1 protein-coding gene is annotated in these 271 nt (G+C 39.5%); it reads left to right on the top strand.

The window, feature by feature from the left end:
- Window positions 1–8: 8 nt before the first annotated feature.
- A partial coding sequence (locus KM934_RS13065; protein ID WP_252345018.1) for a transposase occupies window positions 9–271 on the top strand: 263 nt, incomplete at its 3' end.

Below are 271 nucleotides of genomic sequence, written 5' to 3'. Positions count from 1 at the left end.
TAGGACAACTGGTTAATGCCACAGGCTGCAAAGTAATACAGGTAGGTGGAATATGCGATCATATACATATTTTATTCCTATTGTCAAAGGACGTTGCTATATCACATGTGGTGGAGGAGGTAAAACGCAACAGTAGTAGATGGATGAAAACAATAGAACCATATTATAGCACATTCGCATGGCAGAATGGATATGGTGTTTTCTCCGTCAGCCAGTCCGTCGTCGAAAAGACATTGGAATATGTAAAGAATCAAGGCATACATCACAAAAA

The sequence above is a fragment of the Hallella faecis genome, assembly GCF_018789675.1.
Lineage (GTDB): Bacteria > Bacteroidota > Bacteroidia > Bacteroidales > Bacteroidaceae > Prevotella > Prevotella faecis.
This window is presented reverse-complemented; position numbering and strand designations above follow the sequence as displayed.